General features: G+C 61.3%; 17 protein-coding genes. 12 read left to right on the forward strand and 5 right to left on the reverse strand.

The features are described 5' to 3' along the window. Positions 1 to 82: 82 nt before the first annotated feature. The 7 genes from cpdA to FQ192_RS14805 all read left to right on the forward strand — a co-directional run bounded on the left by cpdA (position 83) and on the right by FQ192_RS14805 (position 8,700). Positions 83 to 898 carry a 3',5'-cyclic-AMP phosphodiesterase gene (gene cpdA, locus FQ192_RS14770; protein WP_149659256.1) on the forward strand — a complete coding sequence of 272 codons (816 nt, stop codon included), beginning with the start codon at positions 83 to 85 and terminating at the stop codon, positions 896 to 898. 571 nt (positions 899 to 1,469) lie between these two features. After that, a complete protein-coding gene (locus tag FQ192_RS14780; RefSeq protein ID WP_149659257.1) occupies positions 1,470 to 2,078 on the forward strand; it encodes a YqiA/YcfP family alpha/beta fold hydrolase in 609 nt (202 codons plus the stop codon). Positions 2,079 to 2,120: 42 nt separating this feature from the next. Beyond that, positions 2,121 to 4,025 carry a DNA topoisomerase IV subunit B gene (gene parE / locus FQ192_RS14785; RefSeq protein WP_054053318.1) on the forward strand — a complete coding sequence of 635 codons (1,905 nt, stop codon included), beginning with the start codon at positions 2,121 to 2,123 and terminating at the stop codon, positions 4,023 to 4,025. After that, positions 4,025 to 5,014: an esterase-like activity of phytase family protein gene (locus tag FQ192_RS14790; protein WP_149659258.1), complete on the forward strand. Its 990-nt coding sequence runs from the start codon at positions 4,025 to 4,027 to the stop codon at positions 5,012 to 5,014. The genes parE and FQ192_RS14790 overlap by 1 nt, the downstream gene beginning before the upstream one ends. After that, positions 5,011 to 5,535, forward strand: coding sequence for a TIGR02281 family clan AA aspartic protease (locus FQ192_RS14795; RefSeq protein WP_149659259.1), 525 nt, complete (start codon positions 5,011 to 5,013; stop codon positions 5,533 to 5,535). Before FQ192_RS14790 ends, FQ192_RS14795 begins: the two co-directional genes overlap by 4 nt. 7 nt (positions 5,536 to 5,542) lie before the next feature. Beyond that, positions 5,543 to 7,810: a DNA topoisomerase IV subunit A gene (gene parC / locus FQ192_RS14800; protein ID WP_149659260.1), complete on the forward strand. Its 2,268-nt coding sequence runs from the start codon at positions 5,543 to 5,545 to the stop codon at positions 7,808 to 7,810. A gap of 176 nt (positions 7,811 to 7,986) precedes the next feature. Then, positions 7,987 to 8,700, forward strand: coding sequence for a membrane integrity-associated transporter subunit PqiC (locus tag FQ192_RS14805; protein ID WP_133840556.1), 714 nt, complete (start codon positions 7,987 to 7,989; stop codon positions 8,698 to 8,700). A 306-nt stretch (positions 8,701 to 9,006) separates the two neighbouring features. Here the strand turns inward: FQ192_RS14805 and FQ192_RS14810 are convergent, their stop codons facing one another. After that, entirely contained in the window at positions 9,007 to 10,533 is a 1,527-nt protein-coding gene (locus FQ192_RS14810; protein ID WP_149659261.1) for an AhpA/YtjB family protein, read from the reverse strand. A gap of 135 nt (positions 10,534 to 10,668) precedes the next feature. Between FQ192_RS14810 and serB the strand changes: the two genes are divergently transcribed. After that, positions 10,669 to 11,883 carry a phosphoserine phosphatase SerB gene (serB, locus tag FQ192_RS14815; protein ID WP_054053330.1) on the forward strand — a complete coding sequence of 405 codons (1,215 nt, stop codon included), beginning with the start codon at positions 10,669 to 10,671 and terminating at the stop codon, positions 11,881 to 11,883. A 173-nt stretch (positions 11,884 to 12,056) separates the two neighbouring features. Here serB and FQ192_RS14825 read toward each other — a convergent pair whose 3' ends face one another. Further along, complete coding sequence (locus FQ192_RS14825; protein ID WP_149659262.1) at positions 12,057 to 13,838, reverse strand: molecular chaperone; 1,782 nt, start codon at positions 13,836 to 13,838, stop codon at positions 12,057 to 12,059. 199 nt (positions 13,839 to 14,037) lie between these two features. Between FQ192_RS14825 and FQ192_RS14830 the strand changes: the two genes are divergently transcribed. Next, the gene (locus FQ192_RS14830) at positions 14,038 to 14,439 is read left to right on the forward strand and encodes a hypothetical protein (protein ID WP_042932429.1); all 402 of its coding nucleotides are present in this window, start codon (positions 14,038 to 14,040) and stop codon (positions 14,437 to 14,439) included. Between the two features lie 282 nt (positions 14,440 to 14,721). Here the strand turns inward: FQ192_RS14830 and asd are convergent, their stop codons facing one another. The 3 genes from asd to FQ192_RS14845 are packed head-to-tail and all read right to left on the reverse strand — an operon-like array spanning position 14,722 to position 17,997. Beyond that, positions 14,722 to 15,582, reverse strand: a complete 861-nt coding sequence (gene asd / locus FQ192_RS14835; protein WP_149659263.1) for an archaetidylserine decarboxylase — start codon at positions 15,580 to 15,582, stop codon at positions 14,722 to 14,724. An 18-nt stretch (positions 15,583 to 15,600) separates the two neighbouring features. Then, positions 15,601 to 16,416: a thiosulfate sulfurtransferase gene (gene rhdA / locus FQ192_RS14840; RefSeq protein ID WP_149659264.1), complete on the reverse strand. Its 816-nt coding sequence runs from the start codon at positions 16,414 to 16,416 to the stop codon at positions 15,601 to 15,603. Between the two features lie 42 nt (positions 16,417 to 16,458). Next, a complete protein-coding gene (locus FQ192_RS14845) occupies positions 16,459 to 17,997 on the reverse strand; it encodes an HDOD domain-containing protein (protein WP_149659265.1) in 1,539 nt (512 codons plus the stop codon). A 166-nt stretch (positions 17,998 to 18,163) separates the two neighbouring features. Here FQ192_RS14845 and motA point away from each other — a divergent pair, with 166 nt between their 5' ends. From motA to FQ192_RS14860, 3 genes are all read left to right on the forward strand, one after another. Next, positions 18,164 to 19,015 (forward strand): flagellar motor stator protein MotA, encoded by an 852-nt coding sequence (motA, locus tag FQ192_RS14850; RefSeq protein WP_149659266.1) that lies wholly within the window; start codon positions 18,164 to 18,166, stop codon positions 19,013 to 19,015. A gap of 3 nt (positions 19,016 to 19,018) precedes the next feature. Beyond that, positions 19,019 to 20,068 carry a flagellar motor protein MotB gene (gene motB / locus FQ192_RS14855; RefSeq protein WP_149659267.1) on the forward strand — a complete coding sequence of 350 codons (1,050 nt, stop codon included), beginning with the start codon at positions 19,019 to 19,021 and terminating at the stop codon, positions 20,066 to 20,068. Positions 20,069 to 20,154: 86 nt separating this feature from the next. Continuing rightward, complete coding sequence (locus FQ192_RS14860) at positions 20,155 to 21,321, forward strand: sterol desaturase family protein (RefSeq protein WP_149659268.1); 1,167 nt, start codon at positions 20,155 to 20,157, stop codon at positions 21,319 to 21,321. Positions 21,322 to 21,701: the final 380 nt, after the last annotated feature.

Raw genomic sequence — 21,701 nt, forward strand, 5'->3', positions numbered from 1 at the left:
TTCACAGGTTTCCTCTTTTGACCGTCCCCCAGCATAATTGCGGCCTCTATCCAACCCCGTGATTCACCCCTGGGAGAACGCCTTGCCGAGCGTATCCACATTGACCACCGCCGATCCGGCGTTGCTGGTGCAAATCTCCGACAGTCATTTGTTCGCCGAGGCGGATGGCACGTTGCTGGGCATGAATACCCGCGAGAGCCTGCAAAAGGTCATTGAACTGGTGCGTGTGCAACAGCCGCGAATCGATCTGATCATTGCCAGTGGCGACCTGTCCCAGGACGGCACGCTGGAGTCGTATCAGCTTTTTCGCGATCTGACCCGGCAGCTCGATGCCCCGGCGCGCTGGATTCCCGGCAATCACGATGAACCGCGGATCATGGCTGAAGCGGCGGTGCAGAGTGCGTTGTTGGAGCCGGTGGTGGACATCGGTAACTGGCGGGTGACGTTGCTCGATTCCGCCGTGCCGGGGTCGGTGCCGGGGTATTTGCAGGATGAGCAGTTGCAGTTGCTGGCTCGTTCGCTGAGCGAGGCGCCGGAGCGGCATCATCTGGTGTGTTTCCATCATCATCCGGTGTCGATCGGGTGTGCGTGGATGGAGCCGATTGGGTTGCGCAATCCTGAGGGGTTGTTTGCGGTGCTGGATCGGTTTCCTCAGGTGCGCGCCGTTTTGTGGGGGCATGTGCATCAGGAGATCGATCAGATGCGCGAGGGGGTGCGGTTGATGGCTTCGCCTTCGACTTGCATTCAGTTTGAGCCGGGGAGTGAGGATTTCAAGGTCGGGGAGCAGGCGCCGGGGTATCGGTGGTTGCGACTGATGCCGGATGGGCTGATTGAAACTGGGGTTGAGCGTGTCACTGGTTTCGAGTTTACGGTTGATTACGGTTCCAACGGTTACTGAGACTTGGCGGCCTTTGGGCCGACCATGTTCTTGGTTGGAGTACATATCCATTTCTGCGGTAACGGCGGCTGGCGGTTTCGCCCTTACGGCGAGGCACTTTTTTCAAACGCCAAAAAAGTACCCCAAAAGGCTCGCCCCGGCGTCCGGCCCCTCGCTGAGGCTCGGCGTTCCTTCGCTCCGGTGTCCATCTGGGGGCATCGCCTCCGGTCGGCTTCGCTTCGACCTCCTCTCGATGTGTGCGGCTTCGCCGCACGGCGCTACGCGCCCACCCCCAGATGAACACCTCCACTCAGCCTCCCGAAGGGGCGGGTAAATCAAAAGCAGGCGAGCTAACGCTCGGCCTAATGAGTGGTGAAGAGCGGGGCGGTGTACATCAATCCTGTAGGAGCGAGGCTTGCCCGCGAAGGCGGCCTGACAGCCGACCAGCCCCTCCCGAATGTACCCGGTCCAATTGTGGGAGCGGGCTTGCTCGCGAAGGCGTCAGTCTTGGCACCCTTGAGCGCTGAGATATCCCCGATCCCTCCGTCTCCCTGTAAACTGCGCCTCTTTACCCGACGCCCAGGGAGTTCAAATGTCCGGTTCGATCCTTTATATCCACGGTTTCAACAGTGCGCCGGCCTCGAAGAAGGCCTGCCAGTTGATCAATGTGATGGAGCGCCTGGGCTTGAGCGATCGGTTGCAGGTTCCGGCCTTGCATCATCACCCGCGTGAGGCCATCGGTCAGTTGAACCGGGCGATCGAGGAGCTTGGGCGGCCGCTGCTGGTCGGAAGCTCACTCGGCGGCTACTATGCGACTCACTTGGCCGAGCACCATGGCCTCAAGGCCCTGCTGATCAACCCTGCCGTCAGTCCGCACCGGATGTTTGACGGGTATCTGGGGACGCAGAAAAACCTGTATACCGATGAGGCCTGGGAATTGACCCACGACCATGTGACGGCCCTGGCCGAGCTGGAAGTGCCGGCGCCCCGGGACCCGCAGCGTTATCAGGTGTGGTTGCAGACCGGCGATGAAACGCTGGACTATCGCCTCGCCCAGCAGTACTACCGCGCCTGTGCCTTGCGCATCCAGGCCGGCGGCGACCATAGTTTCCAGGGTTTTGCCGGGCAATTGCCGGCCATGTTGAGTTTTGCCGGCATCGGCGCAGATTTGTATCAGTCGATCGATTTCACCGCACTGTGAATCATCGCCCCCCATTTAAACGAACACTGACGACGAGACCCCATGGCCACTCCCAGCGCTAGCTCTTATAACGCAGACGCCATCGAAGTCCTCTCGGGCCTCGACCCGGTGCGCAAACGCCCCGGCATGTACACCGACACCAGTCGGCCGAACCACCTCGCCCAGGAAGTCATCGACAACAGCGTCGACGAAGCCTTGGCCGGGCACGCGACTTCGGTGCAGGTCATCCTGCACGCCGATCACTCCCTGGAAGTCAGCGATGATGGCCGTGGCATGCCGGTGGACATTCACCCGGAAGAGGGCGTGTCGGGCGTCGAGCTGATCCTCACCAAGCTCCATGCGGGCGGCAAGTTTTCCAACAAGAACTACCAGTTCTCCGGCGGTTTGCACGGGGTGGGTATTTCCGTGGTCAACGCCTTGTCGAACGAAGTCCGGGTGCGCGTAAAGCGTGACGGCAACGAATACCAGATGACCTTCGCCGACGGTTACAAGAAAACCGAGCTGGAAGTCATTGGCACCGTCGGCAAGCGCAACACCGGCACCAGCGTTTTCTTCGCGCCGGACCCGAAGTACTTCGATTCGCCGAAATTCTCCATCAGCCGCCTCAAGCACGTGCTCAAGGCCAAGGCTGTTCTGTGCCCGGGGCTGCTGGTCAGTTTTGAAGACAAGGCCACCGGCGAAAAAGTCGAATGGCATTACGAAGACGGCCTGCGCTCCTACCTGGTGGACGCGGTCAACGGCTTCGAACGCCTGCCGGACGAGCCGTTCTGCGGCAGCCTGGCCGGTAATAAGGAGGCGGTGGATTGGGCGCTGCTGTGGTTGCCGGAAGGTGGCGACAGTGTGCAGGAAAGCTACGTCAACCTGATCCCGACGGCCCAGGGCGGTACCCACGTCAACGGTTTGCGCCAGGGCTTGCTCGATGCGATGCGCGAATTCTGCGAATTCCGTAGTCTCTTGCCACGGGGCGTGAAGCTGGCGCCGGAAGACGTCTGGGAACGCATCGCCTTCGTGTTGTCGATGAAGATGCAGGAACCGCAATTCTCCGGCCAGACCAAGGAGCGCCTGTCGTCCCGTGAAGCGGCGGCGTTCGTCTCCGGCGTGGTCAAGGACGCGTTCAGCCTGTGGCTCAACGCCAACCCGGAAACCGGCATGCTGCTGGCGGAACTGGCGATCAACAACGCCGGCCGTCGCTTGAAGGCGAGTAAGAAGGTCGAGCGCAAGCGCGTCACCGCCGGTCCGGCACTGCCGGGCAAACTCGCCGATTGCGCCGGGCAGGACCCGATGCGTTCCGAGCTGTTCCTGGTCGAAGGTGATTCCGCTGGCGGTTCGGCCAAGCAGGCGCGGGACAAAGAGTTTCAAGCGATCCTGCCGTTGCGCGGCAAGATCCTGAACACCTGGGAAGTCGACGGCAGCGAAGTACTGGCCAGCCAGGAAGTGCACAACATCGCCGTGGCCATCGGCGTCGATCCAGGCTCGGCGGACATCGCCCAGTTGCGTTACGGCAAGATCTGCATCCTCGCCGACGCCGACTCCGACGGCCTGCACATCGCCACGCTGCTCTGCGCGTTATTCGTCCAGCATTTCCGTCCGTTGGTGGATGCCGGTCACGTCTACGTCGCCATGCCGCCGCTGTACCGCATCGACCTGGGCAAAGAGATTTACTACGCCCTCGACGAAGCAGAGCGTGATGGCATCCTCGATCGCCTGGTGGCCGAGAAGAAACGCGGCAAGCCGCAGGTCACACGATTCAAAGGCCTGGGTGAAATGAACCCGCCGCAGCTGCGCGAAACCACCATGGACCCGAACACGCGGCGCCTGGTGCAGCTGACGCTGGACGATTTCGAAGCAACCTCGGAAATGATGGACATGCTGCTGGCGAAGAAACGCGCCGGTGATCGCAAATCCTGGCTGGAGTCCAAGGGCAACCTGGCCGAGGTTCTGGGCTGATGCGGTTTGGCTTTGCCCTGGCGTGTGCGTTGCTGCTGACCTCGTTGACGGTGTCTGCCGAGCCGGCGCCGGAGCTGCGCGTGTTGTCCGAGCATGCCGTCGATGGCATGCGCGGTGGCAACCTGTCGGGGCTGGCCCAGTGTGGCAAGGACCTGTGGACCGTTTCCGATCGCGACGACGATCAAATCTACCGCCTCGATACGACCGCCAGCACCTGGCAAGCCGAACCCGTGCACATCGATGTGCCCGAGGTGCCGGATACCGGTTTGCCCTGGGGTTTGCGTTCGCGGACCTGGGCGGCGTCTTTCGTGCGCGGCGGGGACCTGGATTTCGAAGGCATCACCTGCGACAGCGCCGGCAATCGTTACATTGTCAGCGAAGGCCATGCGGCCGTCTTGCAAGTGCCGCCAACGGGCCCGGCGAACTGGCTGAAAATCTCGCCCATGATGGTTCGCGAAGCACGGGCTCGGGGCATGTTGCTGCAATTCAATGCGATATTCGAAGGCCTGGCGATCAATCCGGCAGGCGACCAGATGTGGCTCGCCGCCGAGCGTCAAAGCCGGGGCTTGCTGCTGATCAAACGTCAGCAGACCGTGTGGGATTGCGACGGTCGCTGTGTGCTGTTGAGTGAAGCCGGCAAGGAAATGCAGCCGCCGCAGTTTCCCAAGGCCCGCGCGGTTGACCGGGATTTTTCCGACCTGTCGTTGTTCGAGGGCAAGCTTTTTACCCTTGAGCGCAACGCCTATCAGATTTGTCGCCGCGACCCGCAGACGGCCAAGGTCGAGCGCTGCTGGTCGTATGCCGCTGAGCTGTTGCAGGAAAACCGGCGTTATTCGCAGAACTTTGGTTTGGAGGAAGCATTGATCATCGACGCCGATGGCGCCTGGATCGGTGTCGACAACAATTTCGGCCCTCGTGCCGATGGTGAAGTCCGCCCGGTTGTCTGGCGCTTCGCCGCGCCGGAAGGTGGCTGGAGCGCCAAGCCATGAGCCAGCAACCGCCGGGTAAACGCGCCGGTCGGGTGTTTATGGTGTTGGCCTGGTGCGCGGCACTGTTTTTGGCCACGCGGTTTTTCGGGCAGTGGGAACAGCGTCAGCAAAACCCCAATGCGGTGGTCACTTCACAGCAGGGCGAAGGATTTGTCGAAGTGAAACTGGTCAGTAACAGTCAGGGTCATTTCGTCGCCAGCGGCCAGATCAACGGCCAGCCGGTGGATTTCATGCTGGATACCGGGGCGACCGATGTGTCGATCCCGGCCAGCCTGGCCGAACGGCTGAAACTGGAGGAGGGCTTCGGGGTGACCCTGAGCACGGCCAACGGTTTGAGTCAGGGTTACCGAACCCGCATCGACCGGCTGCAACTGGGCGATATCGTGCTGCGTGATGTTCGCGCGCTGGTCGCGCCAGGGCTGGATGGCAATCAGGTGCTGCTAGGCATGAGCGCACTGAACAAACTTGAATTTACCCAGCGCGGTGGCACCATGCTGCTGCGCCAGACAACGAACCGATGAGGCCCGCATGAGCGACTCCCTTGATCTCAGCCTGGACGGTGTAGAGCGCCGGTCACTGGCTGACTTCACCGAAAATGCCTACCTCAAATATTCCATGTACGTGATCATGGACCGTGCCTTGCCGCATATCGGCGACGGCCTGAAACCGGTACAGCGGCGCATCATCTATGCGATGAGCGAGTTGGGGCTGGACGCCGATTCCAAGCACAAGAAATCGGCGCGTACCGTCGGTGACGTGCTCGGTAAATTCCACCCCCACGGCGATTCGGCGTGCTACGAAGCCATGGTCCTGATGGCCCAGCCGTTCAGCTATCGCTACACGTTGGTGGACGGCCAGGGCAACTGGGGTGCGCCGGATGATCCCAAGTCCTTCGCCGCCATGCGTTACACCGAAGCGCGGTTGTCCCGTTATTCCGAAGTGCTGCTCAGCGAATTGGGCCAGGGCACCGCGGACTGGGGCCCGAACTTCGACGGCACCCTCGACGAGCCGCTGGTGTTGCCGGCGCGTTTGCCGAACATCCTGCTCAATGGCACCACCGGTATTGCCGTGGGCATGGCCACCGACGTGCCGCCGCACAACCTGCGCGAAGTCGCGACGGCGTGTGTGCGTTTGCTCGATGAGCCGAAAGCCACGGTCGAACAGCTCTGCGAACACATCCAGGGCCCGGATTACCCGACCGAAGCGGAAATCATCACCCCCCGCGCCGACCTGCTGAAAATGTACGAAACCGGCAAGGGCTCGGTGCGTATGCGCGCTGTGTACCACATCGAAGACGGCGACATCATTGTCACCGCGCTGCCGCACCAGGTATCTGGTGCCAAGGTGCTGGAGCAGATCGCGGCGATGATGCAGGCCAAGCCGTCCAAGGCCCCGCAAATCGCCGACCTGCGTGACGAGTCCGATCACGAAAACCCGTGCCGGATCGTGATCATCCCCGGCGCGCGCAAGAACTTTGACCACGATGCCTTGATGACCCACCTGTTCGCCAGTACCGAGCTGGAGTCGAGCTACCGGGTCAACATCAACATCATTGGCCTGGACGGCAAGCCACAGCTGAAAAACCTGCGGGCGTTGCTGGTCGAGTGGCTGGAGTTCCGGGTGCAGACCGTGCGTCGTCGCCTGCAATTTCGCCTCGACAAGGTCGAGCGTCGCCTGCACCTGTTGGACGGTTTGCTGATTGCCTACCTCAACCTGGATGAAGTGATCCACATCATCCGCACCGAGGAGCACCCGAAAGCCGCGCTGATCGCCCGTTTCGCCCTGAGCGAAATCCAGGCCGACTACATTCTCGACACCCGTTTGCGTCAGTTGGCGCGACTGGAAGAGATGAAGCTGCGTGCCGAGCAGGATGAACTGCTCAAGGAACAAGCCAAGCTGCAAGCCTTGCTGAGCAGCGAAGCCAAGTTGAAAAAACTGGTCCGCACCGAGCTGATCAAGGACGCCGAAACCTATGGCGACGACCGCCGTTCGCCAATCGTCGAACGCGCCGAAGCCAAGGCCCTGACCGAACACGACCTGCTGCCGAACGAAAAAGTGACGGTGGTGCTGTCGGAAAAAGGCTGGGTTCGCTCGGCCAAGGGTCACGAGATCGACGCCACCGGGCTGTCGTACAAGGCCGGGGACGGCTTCAAGGCTCTGGCGCCGGGGCGTTCCAACCAGTTTGCGGTGTTTATCGACTCCACCGGTCGCAGTTATTCGGTGCCATCCCACACCTTGCCATCGGCCCGTGGCCAGGGCGAACCGTTGACCGGTCGTCTGACGCCACCGCCAGGCGCGACCTTCGAATGCGTGCTGATGCCGGAAGACGATTCGCTGTACGTGATCGCCTCCGACGCCGGTTACGGTTTTGTGGTCAAGGGTGAAGACTTCCAGGCCAAGAACAAGGCCGGCAAGGCGCTGTTGAGCTTGCCGAACAACTCGAAGGTCATCCTGCCGCGGCCGGTGGCTGATCGTGAGAACAACTGGCTGGCTTCGGTCACGACCGAAGGTCGCCTGCTGATCTTCAAGATCAGCGACCTGCCACAATTAGGTAAGGGCAAAGGCAACAAGATCATCGGCATCTCCGGTGAGCGTGTGGCCAGCCGCGAAGAATACGTCACAGACATCGCCGTTCTGCCGGAAGGTGCCACCTTGGTGCTGCAGGCCGGAAAACGTACCTTGTCACTGAAAGCAGACGATCTCGAACACTACAAAGGTGAGCGAGGACGTCGTGGTAACAAATTGCCACGTGGCTTCCAGAGGGTAGATGCGCTGCTCGTCGAAAACCTCAATTAGGCGTGCTAGAGGCGCGGATCTACGATTTAACCCGTAGATCGGCGCTTTGCCGCTGGAGTCGGAACGCATATTCACGGATGATATGGCCTTTCAAGCGCCGGCGTGGCCGAGCGTTCTTCATATTTATTGAGTATTTTCACTGTGGTTAGCCTTGTGGCAACCACCTGGATGGGACGATGACTGCTCTGCGCCTTCCGTTAATTTTGATGCTCGCTGGCGTTCTTGGCCTGGCGGGTTGCAGCGTTCACCAACCGGTGTCGCTGTATCAGCTGGACAGCGGAAGTCCGGCTCAGCCTGCGCAAAGCGCGGGCATGGCTGTATTGCTGGGCCCGGTAACCATTGCCGACTACCTGCAACGCGAAACCTTGCTGCAGCGTCAGCCGGATGGCAGCCTCCAGGCTTCGTCCGATGGGCGTTGGGCGGGCAGCCTGTCTTCGGACATCGATCAGTTGCTGCTGCGTCAGGTTGCCGGTCATCTGGACAGTCAACGCGTAGTGCTGGCACCGGCAACCTTGGGGTTTACCCCGGATGTTCAGGTGCTGCTGACGATCACGCGCCTGGATTCGGGTGAGTCGCAACCGGCGATCCTGGATGCGCAATGGCGTTTGATCGACCGTCGTGGTCAGGTTCGCGATAACCGCATCATTCATCTGCAAGAGCAACATGCAGGCGGGACGGCGGCTCAGGTTCAAGCGCAAGGTGTGCTGGTGCAGCGTCTGGCCGAGCAATTGTCCGTGGCGCTGAAGCCATTGGCCAACCAGCCGCCGATTGCCGAAGCACCGCGTAAAAAGGAGCCCAAGCCTGTGGCTCCGGCCGCCGAGCAAGACAAACAGCCGAAGATCCCGATGGCCTCGCCGATTCGGACCGATATGGAAGTGTTCAGGTTCTGAGCCTGGATTGATCCAACACAAAGCCTGCAGAGATGCGGGCTTTGTTGTTTCTGCGGATTGGAGAGCTGATCGTTCCCACGCTCTGCGTGGGAATGCAGCCCGTGACGCTCCGCGTCACATCGGTACCGGACGTCGCCTATGAGGTGAGGCTGGAACGCGGAGCGTCCCTGGAGGCATTCCCACGCAGAGCGTGGGAACGATCAGTAAACCCTGTAGGAGCGAGGCTTACCCGCGAAGGGGCCAGCGAGAACAACAAAAAAGCCCGCCGACAATCACTTGTCGGCGGGCTTTTTCACAGCAGGGCTTTTACGCCCGGCGCTCATGCATCCGCGCCAGTTGCCGCTCCAGCATCGACGGATAAGGCTCCATCAACCGCTCGACACAGCAAGCCCCCTCAGGGCTGGCGATCGGCCGGATCCGCGCACGCTGGCGGATCAGGGCGTCGTCGCCGATCTTGCGCTCCACCAGCAGCAGGTTGCGGCTGTGTTGCGACAGGGCCAGGGCGTCCTGGGCCGACTCGGTCAGCAGCAGGTCGATCTGGCTCAGGCCGAACAACTCGTCGCCCAGGGTCAGGCCCAGTTGCAATTGCAGGGTGATGCCGCTGTCGGCGACTTCGATCTGCAACTGGTGGCCCAGGGCGCGCAGCAACTCACCGCAGCAGATCGCGTTGGTCAGGTAGTCGTCGCCGCTGTCTTCGGTGTGGAACAGCATCAGCGTGCTGCCATCGTTCAGGGTGTGCAGTTCGCTCTGATACAGCGACGCCGCCTGGTCAAGGCAGTCACGGTAACGTTTGAGCAGTTCCTCAAGGCGCGTGCGGGGCAGGCGACGCAGTTGATCCTGGGCGCCCAGTTGCACGGCGAGCACCGCGCTGTGCTGCGGCACGTTGGAAACCGCCGGTTTGGCCAGGGTGATCGGCGCGTTGTCTGCCGACTCGTCACGCAGGTCGGCGAACGCATCATCGTCGTCATCGTCTTCGACGGTGCTGACACTGCGCTTTGGCGCAGGCTTAAGACTGGCCACCGGCTTGGTTTCATCAAAACTTGGATCGCGCAGGTTACGCACTTCGAAGGCTGGATCAGCCTCTTCGTCGTAATCGACGTCGTCGAATTCAGGCTCCGGCACGGGCTCAGGCTCGGCCGGCTCCGGGGCGAAGTTGGCGTGCAACTGACGGGCGAGATCGCCGATTTCATCCTGACGCTCGATGGCCGGGGTGTATTCGTCGATATTGCGCAGCCACACCCGCAATTGCATCAGCGGCGTGGAGATGTGGCGACCCAGGCGCAGGCTCAAGGCCAGGGACAGTGCCAGCAAAATCGCACTCAGGATGCCCATGCTTTGCAGACTGATGGTCATCGGCTGCTGGAACTGATCCATGTCCAGGCTGATGCGCAGTTGCCCGGCGGTCACGTCCTGGAAGGTGATTTTGCTCTCATACATGCCTTCGGCTTCGCCCAACAGGCTGTGCTTGGGGCGCTGGCCGGACTCGGCGAGGATGCGGTTGTCCACGCTGTAGATAGCGGCGTGGGCCACCAGCTTGTTCTTGGTCAGGTTGTTGAGCAGCACGTTGAGGCTGAGGATGTCGTTGGACACCAACAGCTCGGTGGCCGAGGTGGCGGTCTGCGTGGTCAGGCTTTCGCCCAGCGCATCGGCCTGCTCGTGCATGGCCTGCTTGAACTGCAAACCCATCACACAGGCATAAATCACCAGGGCCAGAGCGACCAGGATCACGTTATGGCTGGCAATGCGCAATGCAATCGGTACACGGCGGTGGCGCAGTGCCCGGAAGATCAGCAGGAAGAAGTTATCGGTTTTTACTGGCGTGGGCCGGTTCACTTGAGCTCGGCTCTTTTGTCCGTGAAGTTGACGCGCAGTATAGCGACAGGCCCTAGACCGGCAAAGCGCTGACGGTGCCCGATGGTCACTGAAAGTGGGTAGAATGCGGTTTTTTTCCACCTGCGGGGGTGCGCCTTGCGCGAAATCGTCCTGATAAACATCACGGGAGTCGACCGACCGGGTCTGACTGCGGCCATTACCGGCGTTCTGGCCCAGGGTGGTGTGAACATTCTCGACATTGGTCAGGCGGTGATCCACGACACCCTGTCGTTCGGCATCCTGGTTGAAATTCCTGACACCGAGCAAGGCAAGTCGGTGCTCAAGGACATCCTGTTCAAGGGTTACGAACTCGACCAACAGGTGCGTTTCACCCCGGTGTCCGAAGAGGATTACCAGCAGTGGGTCGGCAATCAGGGCAAAAAACGCCATATCGTCACCCTGTTGACCCGCAAGGTCACCGCCGGGCAATTGCAGGCTGTGAGCTCGATCACCGCCAAATACGGGCTGAACATCGACCATATCGATCGCTTGTCCGGGCGCATGCCGCTGGACACTCCGGCCGACAAGGGCAAGGGCTGCATCGAGTTCTCCGTGCGTGGCGAAGCGGCCGATCCGCAGGCCCTGCGCGCCGAGTTCCTGAGCGTCGCCCAGGAACTGAACGTCGACATCGCTTTCCAGGAAGATTCGCTGTTCCGCCGTAACCGGCGCCTGGCGGTGTTTGACATGGACTCGACCTTGATCGAAGCCGAAGTCATCGACGAACTGGCCAAGGCTGCCGGCGTGGGCGATCAAGTCTCCGAAATCACCGAACGCGCTATGGCCGGTGAGCTGGACTTCCGCGCCAGCTTCAAGGAACGCCTGGCCCTGCTTAAAGGGCTGGACGTCAGCGTGCTGGACTCCATCGGCGCCTCGCTGCGCCTGACCGAGGGCGCCGAAACCCTGTTCGCCGAACTCAAACGCCTGGGCTACAAGACCGCGATCCTGTCCGGCGGCTTCACCTACTTCGCCAAGCAGTTGCAGGCGAAATTGGGCATCGACTACGTGTTCGCCAACGAGCTGGAAGTGGTGGACGGCAAGGTGACGGGCGTGGCGGTCGAGCCGATTGTCGATGCCCAGCGCAAGGCCGATCTGCTGAAAGAGCTGGCGCACAAGGAAGGTTTGCGGCTGGAGCAGACCATCGCGGTCGGCGACGGCGCGAACGATTTGCCGATGCTGGCGATTGCCGGGTTGGGCGTGGCGTTCCGCGCCAAGCCGTTGGTGAAACAGTCGGCGAAGCAGGCGATCTCGACGCTTGGGTTGGATGGGGTGTTGTATTTGTTGGGGTTCAGGGATCGTGATGGGCAGCTCTGAGTTCTTGGTTTCCTGAGCGGTCCTCTGTGGCGAGGGGGCTTGCCCCCGTTCGGCTGCGTAGCAGACGCAAAACCTGTAAATGCGTTGTGCCTGAAATAACTCGATGGCAGGTTTGGGGCTGCTTCGCGACCCAACGGGGGCAAGCCCCCTCGCCACAGGGGTTTATGTCTCTCTTAAAGCGACTTCCACAATGAATCAAAATCCTCTTCCGCCCCGACCACGCCGCTCCCCGGGTTGTTTTCGGTTTTGCTCGCCTCCAGCGAGCGATAAGCAAACTGGTTGAAACTGTTGGTGCTCGACACCCGCCGATCCAGCCCGGCGCGGCGTTCCTGGCCGTTGGTGTTGATCAGCACCTTGTTGCCTTCCTGGAACGGCAAACGCGGGGCCAGCAGGGTGGCGGGCAGATCAATCGCGCTGATCGCCGGCAGCAACAAGCCGCGCAGATACTGACTGTGATCGTCCCGGGTGCGCACCAATTGCAAGCCGCAGGGCTCGGCATACGGCGCGACCTGCTCGATGCCCATCTGGGTCCCACCGCCCCGAACCTGGCGAATCCAGCGCACCACAGCGATGCTCCAGCCCTGGCCAGCAGCGTCTTCGATGCCGACCATTTCCCCGGCTTGCAGCTCGGGCGGCACGGCGCCGGGCCATGCCAGGCAATAACCGCCGGGGCTGTGGTTGATCACCGGCAAGGCGTAGGTCGGGAAGTGCCGGTTGCGGTCGGCGGCTTCATGGCTGTCGTCGTTCTGCAACGTCGGGTATTCGATTTCTTCGTAGGGCAGCAGGTCGTTAGCGGTGCCATTGGGCCCGGCGTCGAACGCCTGACTCCAGTTGTCCTTGCCGCCGGCCGGTGCCGTCGCCGCAAACTGCGCCAGTCGCCCGGCGGGGTTTTTCAGGATGTCGCTGAACGAACGTTGCCCGCCCAGGTAGAAGTGCAACGCGCTCATGCCCACGCACAGGGTCAAGGTGCCGTTGCCGGCGGTGCGCTGGAAACTGCGCTCGGCGGCCTGGCCCCAGGCGGCGTTCAAGTGTTGCAAGGTATCGAGGTTCAGCCCGGTCGGGACGGGCAACGCGGTGTCGGTCGGGTTCAGCAGCCGGGCCTCGATGGCGGCCACCAGCGGCTGCGGATCAATTCCCAGCAAACTCGCCTGCTGCTCGGCGCGGAACTTGGACCGATAGCGTGGCCCGACATCGAGTTCCGGCGCCACCGCAAACAGCTCATTGCCCGGTTTGCCGGGGTGCAACTTGATCCATTTGCTCCAGGGTTCCAGCACCTCGGCGAGGCGGGCGATCTGGTTCTGGCGCAGTTGATTGCAGCGTGAGGCGCCCAGCAGCAGGGCGGCCACGTAGGTCTGCTCGATGCTCAGGTCGGGGGTCTCGCTGGCCAGTTCATCGCGCACGCTGATGTTTTGCAGCCGATGCTCGCAGCCGATTCGATACAACTGATGCAGCTCCAGCCACACCCCTTCCGGCACCGGGCAATACAACTGGGTAGCGCGGATCAACGGGCCGTTCAGGCAATGGATCGCCCGTTGCAACGCCTGGGTCAGCAGCGGCGCGCGGTCCTTGCTGAAGCGCGGGGCGATGCGCATGACGATCTGTTTGTAGCCGATTGCCAAATGACTTTGCAGCGCCTGGCAGAGGTTGGCGATCTTGCGCGAACGCTCGTCGAGGACAATCGCCTGATGCAGGAAATGCCGCTCCAGGTGCTTGCAGACGTAATACACCTCGGGGCGCAGCAGTTCGAGCAATTGCAGGCGATTATCGCTGGGGGTCAGCAATTGATTGAGTTCGCTCAAGCCTTGATACAACTGACGAGCGGTTTCGCCAATGTTGGCTTTGGGCAGGTTGGCGATCCAGCGCTTGAGGTCGCGCGGGGTGGCTTCGCAGAACGACAGGCGCAAGCCGGCGGGGATCGGTGCGCGCAGCAACAGTGTGGGCTTGTTCTCATTCATGCCGTGGAAAAACTCCGACCGGGAAATGGGCAGTGAATGGTCTGACTGTAGCACTTGCTGGTCGTTACCGTTTGTCTGCCAATTGAGTGAGGGCCGAGCGTCCGACTAATCTCTCAGGCGTGCGACTGGATACGCACAGTCGTACGGCCTGCTGCCTACGCAGAGCAGGTCTCTTTGTAACTTCAAGGAGATGAGGTTCATGTCTAGATACGTAGTGGCAAATCAATGGGGCGGTAGTTCGGCACCCTGGCATCCCGGTGGAGACTGGACGCTGGGCGCGCGGGACAACCAGAACGTTGTCGCGATCGAGATCAAGTCAGGCGATGGCGGCAAGAGTTTCACCGGCACCATGACGTATGCGGGTGAAGGTCCCATTGGCTTCAAGGCTCAGCGCACGGGCCAGAACCAGTACAACGTTGAAAATCAGTGGGGCGGCAACGACGCTCCATGGCACCCGGGTGGCAAGTGGGTCATCGGTGGTCGCGATAATCAGAACGTTGTGGCGTTGAGCGTGACCTCCAGCGATGGAGGGAAAAACCTCAGTGGCACCAATACCTATGCCAACGAAGGGCCGATCGGCTTCCGTGGACAGATAGAGTAACGGCACCACCGAGTGGTATCCGCCCCTTCGAAGACGTTCGAAAGGGCGGAACTGTGGTGAATGCCAGTCAGTGTAGAAGTGGAGCGCCGCAACCCATGTAGGTGCGAGCTTGTGTGGCGAGGGGGCTTGCCCCCGTTCGACTGCGAAGCAGTCGTAAAACCAATCGGTGCTTCTATATTTAGATCGCGTTGACTCGTTTTCAGGTGCGCTTCGCGCCCCAACGGGGGCAAGCCCCCTCGCCACAAAGGCTCGCCCACAGGTTCTTCATTCGGCCATCCGGGATCAGGCGTTCGGCAAACCCAAAGCCTGGCCCATCTGCACCGGCGACGTCGCGCCGAGGCCTTCGACCCATTTCACTTGATCCGGCCCGAACAGCACGACCGCCGTCGAACCCAGTTTGAAGCGACCCAGTTCCGCACCTTTCTCCAGATGGATTGGCGCACGGGCGGCTTCGTCGTAGCGGAAAGTTTTCAGCTCGCGTTTCGGCGGCGTGACCAGCCCGGCCCACACGGTTTCAATCGACGCCACGATCATCGCGCCCACCAGCACCACGGCCATCGGCCCGCGCTCGGTGTCGAAGATGCACGCCACACGCTCGTTGCGGGCGAACAGCTCGGGGACGTTTTCGGCGGTGGTCTGGTTGACCGAGAAGATCCGGCCCGGGATGTAGACCATCTCGCGCAGGGTGCCGGCCAGCGGCATGTGCACGCGGTGGTAGTCCTTCGGCGACAGGTAGATCGTCGCGAAATCACCGCCCATGAACGGCGCGGCATTCGCGGTATCGCCACCCAGCAATTCCAGCACGCTGAAGCTGTGGCCCTTGGCCTGGAACACGCGACCGTGTTCGATCGGGCCGAGCTGGCTGACCGCACCGTCGGCCGGGCTGAGGATCGCGCCCGGGGTTTCGTCCAGCGGCCGCGCGCCGTCTTTCAGGGCGCGGGTGAAGAACGCGTTGAAGTGCTCGTAGGCGGTCAGGTCTTCGACCAGCGCCTGGGACATGTCCACCTGATAACGCTTGGCGAACCACGCGGTGAACGCATTCTTGAACCAGCGCACGCGGCATTCGGCGACGCAGCCGGCCAGTCGCGAGAGCAAGTGGTGAGGCAGCAGGTATTGGCTGAGGATAAACAGACGCTTATTCATTAACTGTCCTTAAAAACCTTAAATCTCTACGGGGGTGTCGGGATGGTTGCCCCATTCGCCCCAGGAGCCGGCGTAGCCTTTGACCCGCGGATAACCGAGGGACTTGGCCACTAGATAAGTGAAGCCAGAGCGGTGGTGGGTCTGGCAGTGAGTGATGATTTCTTTGTCTTTGGTGATGCCGAGTTGTTCGAGGATCTTCGGCATGTCGGTGCGGATGCGCAGGTGACGCGACTGATCCATGCCGGCGGTCCATTCAAAATTGACGGCGCCCGGAATGTGCCCGGCCTTGGCCGCCAGCACTTTCTCGCCGGAGTACTCCAGCGGCCCACGGGCATCCCAGATCGCCAGGTCGGCGGCGCCGAGACGGCTTTGCAGGTACTCGCGGGTGGCGGTGGGTTCGTCGTGCAAGGTCAGTTTGACCGGGCCGCCGACCGGGGCCGGGACCTGGATCGACATCGGCAAGCCCGCCGCCAGCCAGGCTGGCAGGCCACCGTCGATGTAGTGATATTTGTTGTGGCCGATCACATCCAGCAACCAGATGAAACGCCCGGCCCAACCGCCGCCTTCGTCGTCATACACCACGTAGACCGCATCGGGGTTGTGGCCCAGTTCGCCGAACAATGTTTCCAGGGCCGCGTGGGTCGGCAGCAAGCCAGGCGCCGGAGCCTGGCCGAGCTGGGTGCGTTTTGGATCGACAAACCGCGCGCCGGGCAAATGCCCTTCGGTGTAGCGGGCTGTGCTGGTCAGGTCCACCAGAATCAGTTCGCGGGCGTCGAGGCGCGGGAGCAAGTCGCTCGGCTCGATCACCAGCGGCAAGCCAGAGAAGTCAGACATGTGAGGTCTCCAGGGCGAAAAAGGGAGGATTGTAGCGCAGCATCATTGGCCGCGGCTGCTAAAAGTACTCAGTGCCTTTTCGATGCACTGCGCGGTTTTGCCAAAGGCTTGCACGGTAATTTCCGAGAACGGCCCGCCGCCCTGGTCCGCCACCACAATCATGATCACCCGGCCATTATTGACCAGTGAGCGCAACAGCAAGTGTTCGCCGCTGAACTGCGAGCGCAGGCTGGCGGGCAGCAGGGCGGAGAACTGGGCATTGTTGGCCGGCGTCAGGCGTACTTGGGCCTGCTGCGAGAGCAAACGCTGCAACACGCTGCTCTGGCTGACCAGGAAATTCAGGCCGGCGGCTTCTTTCGGCAACCCGGCGGTCTGGTGCACCCGCAGATTGGCGTGGGTGCGGTCGGCCATCAGGATCATCACCCGTCGCATGCCGCAGGCCACCAGTGCATCCCGGGCCGAGGTGGTCAGGTGCATCGCGTTGGAGAAGCGGCTCGGTTCCACCAGCAGCTCGGCGCATTGTTTGCGCCAATGGCTCAAATCTTCAGTGGTCGGTGCCGGGGCCGGCAGCAACCCGGCGTGAATACGGTTCATGCCCCACGGCCACAGCAGCGAAACCGCCGGGTGCCACAGATCCGGCATCGCATGCTGGCGGGCGCTGTTGGCGGCCTGTTGGTGCAACTGTTGCTGTACTTCGTCCATCGATATTTGCAGATAAAGACTGGTCAGGTACTGCCAGCGCTCAGCGTGCGGACAGTCCCAGGCCTGTTGCGCCGACAGCGCCAGGCCGTTGGCCAGCAGCACGGTGTTGGCCGGCTGATTGAGCCAGCGGCGCAGGGTAGGATCGTCGTCGAGGCGGTTTTGCTGACGCAGCGGGTGCTCGCTGTCCCGGGCGATGCGCAGCACTTTGACCAATTCCCGCTGCTCGTTGAGCAGCAGGCGATAACCCTGTTGCACCCAGATCGGCAGCCGCCAGATGTCCACCAGTGCCAGGCAGATTTCCAGCAGGCGTACGCCGAACAACTGCTTTTCGACTTTGCGCGCCGACTCGCCTTTATGGATGACCCGCAGTTCCCACTCTTCGAGCAAATGCGGGTGCGTCAGCGCCATTGGCCACAGCGGCGAGAGAAACAGCAGGCTGCCCCAATGAATGTCCTGCCACAGCCGCGCCAGGCGATTGGCGAAGAAGCCGTTGGCCTGTTGCGTCGCGTGCTGGCTGATCAGTTGCAGCTGGCGCAGGGCCTTGGGGATCTCGGATTGCGGTTCGGCGGGCAGGCGATCGAGCAGTTCTTCGGTGCGTTTCAGGCCGAGGCGATTGAGCGCCACGTCGAGGTTTTCCGCCGGCTCCGTCATGCTGCCGTGGGTGTGGCGGTTGGCCTCGCGAATCACACTCAAGGCCAGGGCCGGGCTTTCCTGCATCAATTCGGCAATGTCGCGCAACGAGCTGCGGTTATTGCGAATGGCTTTGCAGACCCGGTCGTGACTCTCTTGCGGAACCGGCAGGCGCACGCCATCGAGAAGCTTGACCCAGCCTTCGAGAGTGGTCGGTTTTGGAGGTGGAACGTTCGTTTCGTTAGCCATGGCTGGACGGGATCATCATTGGCTGTAAACACGCCCGGCGCGGGCTAAATTGGCTTTTCGCCTGAACTGGCTATAGTCTGGCGCAGTTTTGCCGATAAGTAGAAGAAGAGATTTTTTAACTTCCGAATATGACCTTGAACCCGACTCAGTAAGTGCTCTCCTACCTATGGCTAAAATAATCGGCATCATCGTCGTATTCGCGAGCGTGCTCGGCGGATACGTGCTTTCCCATGGCAAAATCGCCGCCCTGATTCAGCCCTTCGAGGTGATGATCATCGGTGGTGCGGCCCTCGGTGCATTCCTGCAGGCCAACCCCGGCTACATGACCATGCACGTGCTCAAGAAATCCTTGAGCATGTTCAGTTCGCGTTTCAACCACACCTTCTATCTTGAAGTGCTGGGCCTGATCTACGAGATCCTCAACAAGAGCCGTCGCGAAGGCATGATGGCCATCGAAGGCGACATCGAAGATGCCGCTGCGAGCCCGATCTTCGCCAAGTACCCGACAGTCTTGAAAGACGAACGCATGACCGCGTTCATCTGCGACTACCTGCGCATCATGTCCTCCGGCAACATGGCTCCTCATGAGCTGGAAGGCCTGTTCGACATGGAACTCTACAGCCTCAAGGAAGACCTGGAGCACCCGTCCCACGCGGTGAACGGCATTGCCGACGCCATGCCCGGTTTCGGTATCGTCGCGGCGGTACTCGGTATCGTGGTGACCATGGCCTCCCTGGGCGAAGGCGACCAGAAAGCCATCGGCATGCACGTAGGTGCGGCGCTGGTCGGTACCTTCTTCGGTATTCTCGCGGCCTACGGCTTCTTCGGCCCGCTGGCCCATTCCCTGGCCCACGATGCCAAGGAAGAACTGAACGTCTACGAAGCCATCAAGGCCTCGCTGGTTGCCTCCGCTTCCGGCATGCCGCCATCGTTGGCGGTGGAGTTCGGGCGCAAGGTTCTGTACCCGGCGCACCGTCCTAGCTTCGCTGAGCTGGAACAAGCGGTTCGCGGTCGTTAAGCCATGGAAAATAACCAGCCGATAATCATCAAGCGCGTCAAGCGCATCGCCGGCGGGCATCACGGGGGCGCCTGGAAAATCGCCTTCGCTGACTTCGCCACGGCGATGATGGCGTTCTTCCTGGTGTTGTGGCTGCTGTCCACCGCCACCCCGGAACAGAAGATCGCCATCGCCGGTTACTTCAAAGACCCGGTCGGCTTCTCCGAAAGCGGCACGCCCTACATCATCGACCTGGGCGGCACGCCGACCCTGGCGCCGGAGAACACCCTCAACCCCGAGGTGAAATCCCAGCCCCAACCGGACAAAGTGACCGTCGATACCGATCAGGTCGAAGGCATGGCCGAACAGGTCGAGAAAGAACGCCTGGAATTGCTGCTGCAAGAACTGCAGAACAAGGTCGAAGAGAACCCGCAACTGCAGAAGTTCAAGGACCAGATCCTGTTCGAGATCACGCCGAACGGCTTGCGCATCCAGATCATGGACGCGGATAACCGGCCGATGTTCGACTCGGGTTCGGCGCGTCTGAAACCGTATTTCGAAGACATCCTGCTGGCCATGGCCGACACCATTAAAGCGGTGCCGAACAAGATCAGCATCAGCGGCCATACCGACGCCAAGCCGTACACCGGCACCGGTGATTTCGGCAACTGGGAATTGTCGGCCAACCGCGCCAACGCCGCTCGCCGTGCGTTGGTGGCTGGCAGCTATCCGGAGTCGCAAGTGGCGCGGGTGGTGGGTTATGCGTCGTCGGCGTTGTTTGATCGGGAACATCCGTTCAACCCGGTCAATCGGCGGATCGATATTGTCGTGCTGACCAAGAAGGCACAGGCGGCCATCGAAGGGGCGCAAGGTGCCGATCCAACAACGACGCCGGGGCAGGGCGCGCCGGGTGAAGCGCCGAATGCGCCAGCCACACCGGTTGATCCGAATGCGTTGCCTGCGGACAAGCAGCCGGTGCCGGCCCATGAGCTTCGCGAGCGGTTGAATCTGTTCGAGGACGCGGCGCCGAAGCCGGGTGATCCGGCTAAACCGGCGGAGCCACCCAAGCAATAACCTCAAAAAAGCCACGGTAATCGTGGCTTTTTTGTGTCTGGCGGCGTCACCACTGCACGTTTTTTTAGAATCAGGGAAGATCAGAGATGGAAAGACTCAAAGCCTATTTCCAGCGACACGGCAATGCGCCCTTCAAATTCGGTGAAGGCCGGGTCAGTGGCTACATCTCGGCCACGCTCGGGCTGTTGAGCCTGCTCGCAGTATTCTGCTTCCTGTTTCCCGAGTGGCTGACCACCGCCGAATTGCGCAAGGTCTACGACGAGCAGTTCGCACGCACCACGCTGTTGCTCGGGCTGGTGCTGTCGTTCAGCCTCGGCACCCTGAATATCCTGCTCAACAAGCGCAAGCGCCTGGGGATCACCGGGTTGGTGGCCTCGGGGCTGGCAGTGTTCCTCGGCGGCACCAATGTGCAGATCAGCTCGATCGGGCAGACCCCTTACTCGCTGGGGCTGGACTGGTTCGTCCTGGCCCTGTTGGTGTCGGCCATCGTTTTCATCCCCCTGGAAAAACTCTATTCCAAGGACCCCGAGCAAAACATCCTGCGCCCGCACTGGCGAACCGACCTGACCTATTTTTTCGTCAGCCACATGCTGGTGCAATTCATCCTGATCTTCATCACCGCCTCGTCGAGCTACGTGGCGGGTTGGGCGATGTCGACGGAATTGCAGGCCAGCGTGCAAAGCCTGCCGCTTGTTGTGCAGTTCTTCCTCGCCGTGCTGGTGGCCGACCTTGGTCAGTATTGGTTGCATCGTCTCTATCATGTGGTGCCGTGGCTGTGGCGCATCCACGCGGTGCATCACTCGAGCACGCACATGGATTGGCTTGCCGGTTCGCGCGTGCACTTTATCGAGATTCTGCTGACCCGTACCGGCGTGCTGGTGCCTCTGATGCTGCTGGGCTTTGCGCCGCAGGCGTTGAATGCCTATGTGATTCTGGTCGGCGTCCAGGCTGTGTTGGCCCATGCCAATGTGCGGATCAATGGTGGCTGGCTGAACTACGTGATGGTTTTGCCGCGTTATCACCATTGGCACCATGCGCGGCACAAGGATTACATTTACAAGAACTACGCGATCCACACGCCGTTGGTGGACATGCTGTTTGGTACGTTCAAGTTGCCGCCCAAGGAATGGCCGGTGCGCTACGGGGTGTTTGGCAAGGAGTTGCCGGGTGGGATTGTGCGTCAGCATCTTTATCCGTTTCAGAAGCCTGAGCCGAAGGTCGTTGCGCCGAAGCCGCCGGCGGCGGTTTCCTGAGTTAGCGATGAAGCCGACAGTGATGTCGGCTTTTTTGTGCCTGGAGGCCACTTCATTTTCAGTGCGGGCACGATCCCTGTAGGAGCGAGGCTTGCCCGCGAAGGCTTTGTGTCAGGCGCCGTGGTTTTTGGGGGGTTACATATCCATTCCTGCGGTAACGGCCGCTTATGGTTTCGCTCTTACAGCGAGTCACTTTCGAAAAGCGCGAAAGTAACCAAAGCGCTTTTGCCCCTTTCGTTCGGTGCCTCGCTGTGGCTCGGCATGCCCTCGCTCCGGTCCTGCTCCGTGGGCCCGCCGCCATCGGCCATCCATGGCCGGGGGCGGCTAACCCGGCATCCATGCCGGGTTGCCCACTGCGCAGAACCTCCACTCGGCCTCTC

This window comes from Pseudomonas sp. ANT_J12 (assembly GCF_008370045.1).
Taxonomy (GTDB): Bacteria; Pseudomonadota; Gammaproteobacteria; order Pseudomonadales; family Pseudomonadaceae; genus Aquipseudomonas.

What these genes read in the sequence shown, in the direction of transcription:
- motA (WP_149659266.1), top strand. Translation starts at nt 18,164, where the DNA reads ATGGCTAAAATAATCGGCATCATCGTCGTATTCGCGAGCGTGCTCGGC.
- FQ192_RS14795 (WP_149659259.1), top strand. Translation starts at nt 5,011, where the DNA reads ATGAGCCAGCAACCGCCGGGTAAACGCGCCGGTCGGGTGTTTATGGTG.
- FQ192_RS14790 (WP_149659258.1), top strand. Translation starts at nt 4,025, where the DNA reads ATGCGGTTTGGCTTTGCCCTGGCGTGTGCGTTGCTGCTGACCTCGTTG.
- FQ192_RS14845 (WP_149659265.1), bottom strand. Translation starts at nt 17,997, where the DNA reads ATGGCTAACGAAACGAACGTTCCACCTCCAAAACCGACCACTCTCGAA.
- FQ192_RS14860 (WP_149659268.1), top strand. Translation starts at nt 20,155, where the DNA reads ATGGAAAGACTCAAAGCCTATTTCCAGCGACACGGCAATGCGCCCTTC.
- FQ192_RS14805 (WP_133840556.1), top strand. Translation starts at nt 7,987, where the DNA reads ATGACTGCTCTGCGCCTTCCGTTAATTTTGATGCTCGCTGGCGTTCTT.
- FQ192_RS14825 (WP_149659262.1), bottom strand. Translation starts at nt 13,838, where the DNA reads ATGAATGAGAACAAGCCCACACTGTTGCTGCGCGCACCGATCCCCGCC.
- motB (WP_149659267.1), top strand. Translation starts at nt 19,019, where the DNA reads ATGGAAAATAACCAGCCGATAATCATCAAGCGCGTCAAGCGCATCGCC.
- FQ192_RS14830 (WP_042932429.1), top strand. Translation starts at nt 14,038, where the DNA reads ATGTCTAGATACGTAGTGGCAAATCAATGGGGCGGTAGTTCGGCACCC.
- rhdA (WP_149659264.1), bottom strand. Translation starts at nt 16,416, where the DNA reads ATGTCTGACTTCTCTGGCTTGCCGCTGGTGATCGAGCCGAGCGACTTG.
- FQ192_RS14780 (WP_149659257.1), top strand. Translation starts at nt 1,470, where the DNA reads ATGTCCGGTTCGATCCTTTATATCCACGGTTTCAACAGTGCGCCGGCC.
- asd (WP_149659263.1), bottom strand. Translation starts at nt 15,582, where the DNA reads ATGAATAAGCGTCTGTTTATCCTCAGCCAATACCTGCTGCCTCACCAC.
- parE (WP_054053318.1), top strand. Translation starts at nt 2,121, where the DNA reads ATGGCCACTCCCAGCGCTAGCTCTTATAACGCAGACGCCATCGAAGTC.
- parC (WP_149659260.1), top strand. Translation starts at nt 5,543, where the DNA reads ATGAGCGACTCCCTTGATCTCAGCCTGGACGGTGTAGAGCGCCGGTCA.